A 9202-nucleotide genomic window follows, 5' to 3' on the forward strand; every position below is an offset into this window, starting at 1 on the left:
TACACGCTGGTGTGAAAAGTGCCGAACCAATTTCTCGCTAACCGAAGGAATCTGAGGTTCGGCCGGTAACCTGCGACATTGCGCCGGAAATAGAGGGCGTGATCTTTCCGACAGCGCAGCCATTGGTGATGGCGGCCGAGCGTACCTTCTGGGAAAAGGCCACAGCAGCGCATGTGTATTGCCTGCAAGGCCGATTGGGAGGTGAACGCTACTCGCGCCACTGGTACGACTTGGCGGCTATCGCAAAAACAGCACATTTTTCTGCCGCCTGTGCCAACCCCGATCTAGCCAAAGCTGTGGCTGAGCACAAGTCGGTGTTCTTTGTAGAGAAAAATGCGGCCGGCACAAAGATCGATTATTTCGCCGCGACCAGTGGGCAACTGCAACTCATCCCAACCGGTGAATCGTTGGCCGCTCTGGAGCAAGATTACTCCGCGATGCTCGAGGATGGACTGCTTGCGCTTAACCAGCCCAGCTTTACCGACATCATTGACCAGTGTCGTGTCATCCAAGACGAAGCTAATCGGCAGGCGCAAATCGCAAGCGCCACCAGGCGCTGAGCGAGATCACGGTACAAGCCAAAAACTCGACATGGCTGCCTGCTTATTTGGCTGTGGCAGGACGGGTCAGCCGCTCCCGCTGCGCATCCCAAAGCGCCGGCGGGTCAACCGCCAGTTCGAACAATGTGATGTGGTCCGGCAAGTTGTCCGCGAGGATGGCGGCAACGATATCGGGGGCCAAGGTGGTGAGATTCACCATCCGGCTCACATAGATGTTGTCGACACCCTCCAACGCTGCGATCTCCTTTAATGACTTAACATCACCGGACTCCAGCATGGCGAGCCAGCGGTGGCCTCGTGCGAGCGCCAGCTGCAGCGGTGTTGGGGCCGTGCCCGATGGGCGCGGTGTGGCCGCTTCCCCATTGGGCAGCGTCACGAATTTGCGCCCGCTGCGGCGTTTGATTTGAATCGGGACGATCAGTGTCAAGCGACCATCACTGGCAGGAATGACCCCGGCGGCACCCGTGGTTTTGATCAGGATTTCGTTCATGCTGCGACCCCCATCCCCTCAACTGCTGGCTGGCGAAGTTCCAAGACCAAGCGCTCGATGCCGTTGGCGCGCAGGCGCAGCTCAATATCGTTCGGCGAGACGATCACCTTTTCGACCATTAATTTGATGATGCGAGTTTGCTCGGGTGGGAAAAGTTGATCCCAAATCTGATCTAGTTTCAGCATGGCGACGGTAACCTTGGCTTCGTCAATCGACGCGTCAAACGCGATGGCCTTGGCAATCACACCTCGCAGAATGTCTGGTGCCCGCATCAGGCTGCGCAGCTGGTTGAGGACCGCCGATTCAAGCTCGGCCGCCGGCAGACGCGGCAAGCCGGATGCGCCAGCGAACTCTTTGGCATCGCGCTGCGGAATGTAATACCGGTACTGCCGACCATTTTTCTTCTTGGTGGTGCTCCAGGGCGACAAGGCACGGCCGTCATTGCCGAACACAATGCCTTTGAGCAGAAATGGCACCGTCGCTCTGGTGGTATTGCCACGTGTGCGACCACCATCGACCGCTGGCTATGGCCCGATGTGTTCAAGAATCAGGACACCTCGGTCGCCAAAGCCAAAAAGCCTATCGCCGATTACAAGAAAGCCATCGGCCAAGCGGAATGTCTGGCGGAACTGATGGTGTTTTATTGCGAACGGGCAGCTGGGTTTAGCAACGATGTCGGCCTGCAGGATGAGGGCTACTTCGATGCGCTGGTGCGGATGTTCGAGCAAGCATTAAAAACCATCGCCAGTTTGGCCGACGCGCAACGCCAGCCGCTATGGTACAGGCTGGATACCGTGCGCAGTACCTGCCACAACTTCGTCTATGGCGTGGGTGACGATATGGACGACTTGCTTGCTGAGTACGGGGCCGATGATTGAACGCGACCAGTTGACCGCGCTGCAAAAAGAAAACGCTCGCCTGATCGCGCTGCTGGAAGATCACGGAGTCGAATGGCGATTGCAGCCAGAGCCGACTCCAATTGAACCAGCGCCGCCGGTCCCGGAGCCAGAATCATCACGTCTTTCCACTGCCGAAAAAGTTGCGCTGTTTCGTCGGTTGTTTCGTGGACGCACCGACGTCTACCCGATTCGATGGGAAAGCAAAACCACCGGTAAATCTGGCTACGCACCAGCCTGTGGCAATGAGTGGCTGGCCGGGGTATTACTCCGTCACAGGACAATTGGCGATTGAAATTCCTGGCGCAATGCTCGGTTCAAGCCTTGATAAAAAACAAATGAAAGCCCTGCCCGTTTCCCTCACCCCCTACCCCTCTCCCGGATAGCGAGGGGAGATACGAGAGTCGCTGGCGCGACTTTCACGGTATTGAGCAACTGCGAAAGTTCGGCGGCGAAGCGCTCCGGCTGGAACAGGTGCGGGCAGTGGTCGGCGCCCTCGTATAAGCTCAGCCGCGCTCGCGGAATGTGGGCGGCAACGTAACGCGCCGTTGCTTCGGTGTAGAAGTTGCTGCAGGTTCCGTAGGCCAGCAGCGTGGGCACATCGATGGCCGGCAGCACGTCGCGGTAGTCGGCCGCGACCAGCGTATTCCATATGGCAATGGCTGGTGGCGGATCGATGTTGCGCAGGGAGTCGCGCACGGCACGCCAACCCGAGGTATTGCGCAGGTAGGTCTCGCGCGCCTTGTCGTTGAGGCCGAAGGCGATCAGGCGCAGCACCGCTTCGATGAAGTCTCCGCCGAGGTCATCGAGCAGGCGCTGCGCGCGGGCGCTGTCGAAGTCGCCGTAGATGCCGCAGCTCCAGGTTTCGTCGGTGAGCAGTTTTGGCGACTGATCGATGAAGGCGATGTGCGAGAAACGTTCTGTTCCGAAATCCCGGATGCATTGCCAGAGGGTCAACGCGCCCATCGAGTGGCCGACGGCAGCGACACGTTCGATTTGGTAGTGGTCGAGCAGGTTGATGATGTCGCGGGCGAGCCGCTTTACGTCCGGCGCGTGGTTCACCGTGAGCGGATGGCCGCCATGGCCACGGGCATCGGGGCGCAGGAGGCGATGCTGCGCGCCCAGCGGCTTGAGTAGCGGCGCCCAGGCGGCATGGCTGGAAGTCCAGCCATGCAGCAGAAGGATCGGCACGCCGTTTCCCGACGCCCGAATGTGCAGTTGCTCGCCGTCGTCGGCGCTTATCGTTTCGTGTTGCATTAGACGGACCTCAGCATGTCAGCAATTCCAGGTTTCGCGAGCGCCAGTCAAGCACTGCTGTGCGCATCGCCATGCGCTCGGCTAGCGTCGGGTAATCGGCGCGGATGACGTCGGCGGCGAAGCCGGAAAGGAAGCGCGACTTCAATTCTGCCCGGGAGCGATCGACGCCGATTTCATCGTAGGGTACCGAGGCCAGCAGTAGAAAGCCGTCGGCAGGAATACGGCCGGCGCTCATGTTGTTCTCGATGATGCCGGCGGCCTTGCGGATCGGGTCGGCCAGGTCCGGGCTGTAGGGGCCGACGATCAGCGCCAGGTTGGGCGTATGCAGGAAGTCGAAGCCGCGGCCAAGGCAGATCATCCATTCGCGGTGCTCGATGTCGAGCGTGCGCTCGCTGCGCCGCACCTGTTCGCGGACCTGGGCGATATGTTCCAGATTGCCGGCCAGCAAGGGCAATAGGTCGGCGCGCATCTGCGCCGGCATGTCCGGCAGCAGGGCGGCCAGACGCGGTTCCAGCGTGGCGACATCCCATGCACCGAGCGAGGCGAGGTCGAGTATTTGGCCGTCGACGCCTTGGATCACCAGCGCATCTTCGTCGGTCTCGAAGCCGCAGACCAGCGGGTAGACGGTGCCGTGGCCGCTGCCAAAAATGTGTTCGACCTGGCTGCGGATTTCCTTCGTGTGCGCTATCGCTGCTTCTGTGTCGTAGGCGAAGCCGGCGCAGCCACGCGCGGGGTCGCCCTTCGACCAGTGATAGGTGATCAGGAACAGCACCCGCCGGCCGTCACTGACCATGCGCTGGACGTGGTGCGCGAGCACCTCGCCAAGATGCGGCCAGCCCAGATCGAACATGCCGCCAAGGTTGCGGAAGGGCATCAGGATGCCGGTCGGCGTGTTGGTGGCGACCGGAATGTTGATGCGTCCGTCCATGCATTTGAGGACGGCGATGGCGGTCGGATGCTCGGCCAGGTAGCGCTCGCGGGCTAGCCACGCCTCGGGGCTCCGATAAGACTCGCCGTGGCGGCCGGCCAGGTCGAACAGCCAGTCAATACGTTGCTCGATGGGTTTGCTGTGGATGTCCATGGCGATTTGTCTATAGTGCGCGTGGTCGGCGGGAGATAAAAAGTCTATTTCGACAATTCCGTACAGAAATCGTTTTGCGCAGTCGCACTTATATCGTGCGCTTATATCGTGCACTTATGTCGAACTCTTCAAGCGTCGCCGGTAGTGTGCCGGAGCCATCCCGGTCCAACTGACGAATGCCCGATAAAAGGCCGAGGGATCGGCAAAGCCGAGATCGGCGGCGATTTGCGCCAGCGGCTGTTTAGTCTTGTCCAGCCGGCTGATGGCCAGGTCGCGGCGCAGGGCATCCTTGATCGCCTGAAAGCTCGACCCTTCATCTTCGAGCCGGCGGTGCAGGGTGCGTGGCGAAAGATGCAAGGTACGGGCAACTTCGGCGAGCGGCATGGCATCCGGCAGCGCGTCGCGCAGGCAGTTGCGGACGCGCAGCACCATCTCCCGGTCGCGGCGGTAAAGCATGGTCAGCTTGCCCGGCGAGCCGACGAGAAAGGTTTGCAGTGCAGCCTCGTCGCGGCGGATGGGCAGGTCGAGGAGATTGGCGGCGAAGGTGGCGACCAGCATTCCGCCACTGGTGTCGGCGGCGAACGTCGAGCGCGCGGTGAAGATCAGCGCGTAGTCGTCGGCATGCAGCGGGCGCGGATAGGGAAAGGCCACCGTTTCGAGCACGATGTTGCGCCCGATCAGCCAGGAACTTAGCCCGTGCAGCAAACGCAGCAGCCATTCAAAAGCGAACACGCGGCCGATGCTCAGCGGGCGGGTTTCGACGATGCGCAGCCGCGCTTCACGCTGATCGCGCTCCAGCGAAACGTCAAAATCGGGCAACACCAGACGCAAGAAGCGTGCGCTCCGCTCCACGGCTTCGGCCAGCGTTGGTGCAGTGATGACACTGCGACAAAGAAACTCGAAGCTGCCGCAGCGCATCGGCAGCGAAAAAAGGCCGAAACCTTCATCGTCAAGTTCGTGATTGATCAGGTTATACAGCGCGGCGTAGCGCTCGACCGGCACACGCGCAGATGGGGCATCAAGTTCAGCCGGAGCGATACCGGCGGCTTCGAGCAAACGTTCGGCGTTGAGAGATTGTGACGAAAAATCCTCAAACTCACCGCAGAGACGCAGAGGCGCAGAGGTATCGCAGAGAAAACGGTTCAGACCAAGGGCTTCTCTCTGCGTCTTCTCTGCGCCTCTGCGGCTCTGCGGTGGATTGTTGATATTCTCACGCGCCCTCAAACCAGCCAGCATGCCTTGCACGAAGGCAATGGCCACCGTGGCGCGTGGGCGTGCAGCAGTGGGTTTGGCAACAGGCGTGGCAATTTTCTCAGGATCAGGCATTGGCGTCTCGTAGGACCGTGTATTTGCAGGATATTCTACTTTGGCAATAATTACATGATTCACGGCATTTCGGGCAATGGCTTTATTCGCTCTGGTTTTCTATGATGCAGTTATTCCATCTTCTTTGAGCGAGAACGCCATGACCGACCTGTCCGTTGCCAAAAAACTCACTGCCTACAAGCCCAAGCACAAGGTTCGCCTCGTCACTGCCGCTTCGCTCTTCGACGGGCACGACGCGTCGATCAACATCATGCGCCGCATCCTGCAATCGACCGGTGCCGAAGTCATTCACCTGGGTCACAACCGCTCGGTGCAGGAGATCGTCAATGCCGCGCTGCAGGAAGACGTGCAGGGCATCGCCATCACCTCGTACCAGGGCGGCCATGTCGAGTTCTTCAAATACATGATCGACCTGCTCAAGGCCGGTGGCGGCGAGAACATCAAGGTTTTCGGTGGCGGCGGCGGCGTGATTGTGCCGAGCGAGATCGCCGAACTCCACGCCTATGGCGTGACGCGCATCTACTCGCCAGAAGACGGCCAGTCGATGGGCCTGCAGGGCATGATCAACGACCTCATGTCCCAAGCCGATTTCGACCTCACGGCGCTGGCGCCGCAGCAGCCCGAAGCGGTGCTGGCGGCATTGAAGAGCGGTGATCGCCGCGCTCAGTTACGTAACCTCGCACAGATCATCACCGCTCTGGAGAATGGCGCCTATCCCGAGGCCGTGCGCCAGCAGATCATCAAGGCCGGTGCCGGCGTCAAAGTGCCGACGCTGGGCATCACGGGTACCGGCGGCGCCGGCAAATCCTCGCTGACCGACGAACTGGTGCGCCGTTTCCGCCTCGACCAGGGCGACAGCATCAAGCTGGCCATCATCTCCATCGACCCGTCGCGCAAGCGCACCGGCGGTGCATTGCTCGGCGACCGTATCCGCATGAACGCCATCGAGCATCCGAACATCCTGATGCGCTCGCTGGCCACGCGCGACACCGGCTCCGAAGTTTCCGCCGCGCTGCCTGAGGTGATCGCCGCCTGCAAGCTGGCCGGCTTCGATTTCGTGGTTGTCGAAACCTCGGGCATCGGCCAGGGCAACGCCGCCATCGTGCCGCTGGTCGATGCTTCGCTCTACGTGATGACACCGGAGTTCGGCGCCGCTTCGCAACTGGAGAAGATCGACATGCTCGACTTCGCCGACTTCGTGGCCATCAACAAATTCGACCGCAAAGGCGCCGACGACGCGCTGCGCGACGTGCGCAAGCAATACCAGCGCAACCGCGAAGCGTTCACTACGCCGACCGAGGAAATGCCGGTATTCGGCACCATGGCCGCGCGCTTCAACGACGACGGCGTGACCGCGCTCTATCAGGCGCTGGTTCCCAAATTGAAGGAATTCGGATTAAAGCTAAAAGCCGGCAAGTTGCCGCTGGTCACGGTTCGCCATTCGTCCAACCAGCGCGCCATCGTTCCTGCCCAGCGCACGCGCTATCTGGCCGAAGTGGCCGAGGGCGTGCGCAGCTACCACGCCCATACGGCTGAGCAGGCGACCATCGCCCGCGAGCGCCAGTCGCTGCGCACTTCGAAAGCGCTGTTTGAAGGCTGCAAAAAGCCGGCCGGTGACTTTAATGAATTGATCGAATGGAAAGACGGCCAGCTCGACTCCAAGGCGAAGAAGTTGCTCGACATGTGGCCGAAAACCGTCGAACTCTACGCGCAGGACGAGTACGTGGTGAAAATCCGCGACAAGGAAATCCGCACCAAACTGACCAACACCTCGCTCTCCGGCTCGCGCATCCGCAAGGTTTCGCTGCCGACCTACGCCGATGACGGCGAAGTGCTGCGCTTCCTGATGCGCGAAAACGTTCCCGGTTCCTTCCCCTATACCGCCGGCGTGTTCGCCTTCAAGCGCGAAAACGAAGACCCGACGCGCATGTTCGCCGGCGAAGGCGACGCCTTCCGCACCAACCGCCGCTTCAAGCGCGTCTCCGAAGGCATGCCGGCCAAACGCCTGTCCACGGCCTTCGACTCGGTAACGCTGTACGGTTGCGATCCCGACGAGCGGCCGGACATCTACGGCAAGATCGGCAATTCCGGCGTTTCGATCGCCACCCTCGACGACATGAAAGTGCTCTTCGACGGCTTCGAACTGTGCGCGCCGACCACCTCGGTATCGCTGACCATCAACGGCCCGGCGCCGATCATCCTGGCCTGCTTCTTCAACACGGCGATGGAACAGCAGATCGACAAGTTCAAGGTCGACAACGGCCGCGAAGCGACCGAAGACGAAGTACAGAAGATCCGCCAGTGGGTGCTCTCCAGCGTGCGCGGCACGGTGCAGGCCGACATCCTGAAGGAAGACCAGGGCCAGAACACCTGTATCTTCTCGACCGAATTCGCGCTCAAGATGATGGGCGACATCCAGGAATATTTCGTTCATCACGATATCGGCAACTTCTACTCGGTGTCGATTTCCGGCTATCACATCGCCGAAGCCGGCGCCAACCCGATCTCGCAACTAGCCTTCACGCTGGCCAACGGCTTCACCTACGTCGAAGCCTATCTGGCACGCGGCATGCAGATTGACGATTTCGCGCCCAACCTCAGCTTCTTCTTCAGCAACGGCATGGACCCGGAATATTCGGTGATCGGCCGCGTCGCCCGCCGCATCTGGGCGGTGGCGATGAAGAACAAGTACGGCGCCAACGAGCGCAGCCAGAAACTCAAGTACCACATTCAGACCTCCGGCCGCTCGCTGCACGCGCAGGAAATGGCCTTCAACGACATCCGCACGACGCTGCAGGCGCTGATCGCGGTGTACGACAATTGCAACTCACTGCACACCAACGCCTACGACGAGGCGATCACCACGCCGACGGAGGAGAGTGTGCGCCGCGCCATGGCCATCCAGTTGGTGATCAATCGCGAATGGGGCCTGGCGATGAACGAGAACCCGAACCAGGGCTCCTACATCATCGACGAACTGACCGACCTCGTCGAAGAAGCCGTGCTCAAGGAATTCGAAGCCATCGCCTCACGCGGCGGCGTGCTCGGCGCCATGGAAACCGGCTATCAGCGCGGCAAGATCCAGGAAGAATCGCTCTACTACGAGCACAAGAAACACGACGGCTCGTACCCGATCATCGGCGTCAACACCTTCCGCAACCCGAAGGGCGACGCGCAGATCGAGATCGAAATGGCGCGTTCAACCGAAGAGGAAAAGCAGTCGCAGATCACCCGCCTGCGCGACTTCCAGAAACGCAACGAAGCCGCTTCCGGCGCCATGATCGAACGCCTCAAACAGACCGTGATCGACAACGGCAATGTTTTTGCCGTACTGATCGATGCGGTGCGTGTCTGCTCGCTTGGGCAGATCACCACCGCACTCTACGACGTGGGCGGGCAGTACCGACGCAGCATGTAGGTTTTCAGTTTCATTCCATGCAACGGGCTCCCCGGTAAACGGCGTGCCCGTTTTTTTTGGTTAAGCAGATAAAATCATCATCGCTGCAAAGCGCATGAATAGGCGTTCTACAACGATGTAAGCTCAGACTTCCTGATCCAGTCCGTATTTATTCAGTATTTATAGGAAATTAGT

At 60.3% G+C, this 9202-nt stretch carries 8 protein-coding genes and 1 pseudogene; 4 read left to right on the plus strand and 5 right to left on the minus strand.

Going from position 1 to position 9202, the window contains the following annotated elements:
• Positions 1-71 precede the first annotated feature (71 nt).
• Positions 72-560 (plus strand): annotated as a pseudogene (locus ACOYNV_RS23145) (nucleotidyl transferase AbiEii/AbiGii toxin family protein); the annotation flags it as partial.
• A 43-nt stretch (positions 561-603) separates the two neighbouring features.
• Here ACOYNV_RS23145 and ACOYNV_RS23150 read toward each other — a convergent pair.
• Positions 604-1050 carry a LacI family transcriptional regulator gene (locus tag ACOYNV_RS23150; protein WP_422902171.1) on the minus strand — a complete coding sequence of 149 codons (447 nt, stop codon included), beginning with the start codon at positions 1048-1050 and terminating at the stop codon, positions 604-606.
• A complete protein-coding gene (locus ACOYNV_RS23155; RefSeq protein ID WP_422902172.1) occupies positions 1047-1526 on the minus strand; it encodes a zinc ribbon domain-containing protein in 480 nt (159 codons plus the stop codon). The genes ACOYNV_RS23150 and ACOYNV_RS23155 overlap by 4 nt, the downstream gene beginning before the upstream one ends.
• Positions 1527-1586: 60 nt before the next feature.
• On the opposite strand from ACOYNV_RS23155, the gene ACOYNV_RS23160 reads away from it, so the two are divergent.
• Positions 1587-1928, plus strand: coding sequence for a hypothetical protein (locus tag ACOYNV_RS23160; RefSeq protein ID WP_422902173.1), 342 nt, complete (start codon positions 1587-1589; stop codon positions 1926-1928).
• The gene (locus tag ACOYNV_RS23165; RefSeq protein WP_422902174.1) at positions 1921-2241 is read left to right on the plus strand and encodes a TOTE conflict system archaeo-eukaryotic primase domain-containing protein; all 321 of its coding nucleotides are present in this window, start codon (positions 1921-1923) and stop codon (positions 2239-2241) included. The genes ACOYNV_RS23160 and ACOYNV_RS23165 overlap by 8 nt, the downstream gene beginning before the upstream one ends.
• A gap of 65 nt (positions 2242-2306) precedes the next feature.
• Here the strand turns inward: ACOYNV_RS23165 and ACOYNV_RS23170 are convergent, their stop codons facing one another.
• The 3 genes from ACOYNV_RS23170 to ACOYNV_RS23180 all read right to left on the minus strand — a co-directional run bounded on the left by ACOYNV_RS23170 (position 2307) and on the right by ACOYNV_RS23180 (position 5610).
• The gene (locus ACOYNV_RS23170; protein ID WP_422902175.1) at positions 2307-3203 is read right to left on the minus strand and encodes an alpha/beta fold hydrolase; all 897 of its coding nucleotides are present in this window, start codon (positions 3201-3203) and stop codon (positions 2307-2309) included.
• 10 nt (positions 3204-3213) lie between these two features.
• Complete coding sequence (locus ACOYNV_RS23175) at positions 3214-4284, minus strand: hypothetical protein (RefSeq protein WP_422902176.1); 1071 nt, start codon at positions 4282-4284, stop codon at positions 3214-3216.
• A 114-nt stretch (positions 4285-4398) separates the two neighbouring features.
• Positions 4399-5610 (minus strand): AraC family transcriptional regulator, encoded by a 1212-nt coding sequence (locus ACOYNV_RS23180; RefSeq protein ID WP_422902177.1) that lies wholly within the window; start codon positions 5608-5610, stop codon positions 4399-4401.
• A gap of 139 nt (positions 5611-5749) precedes the next feature.
• On the opposite strand from ACOYNV_RS23180, the gene icmF reads away from it, so the two are divergent.
• Complete coding sequence (gene icmF / locus ACOYNV_RS23185) at positions 5750-9028, plus strand: fused isobutyryl-CoA mutase/GTPase IcmF (protein WP_422902178.1); 3279 nt, start codon at positions 5750-5752, stop codon at positions 9026-9028.
• Positions 9029-9202 lie beyond the last annotated feature (174 nt).

The organism is Propionivibrio sp., assembly GCF_049316945.1.
Lineage (GTDB): Bacteria > Pseudomonadota > Gammaproteobacteria > Burkholderiales > Rhodocyclaceae > Propionivibrio.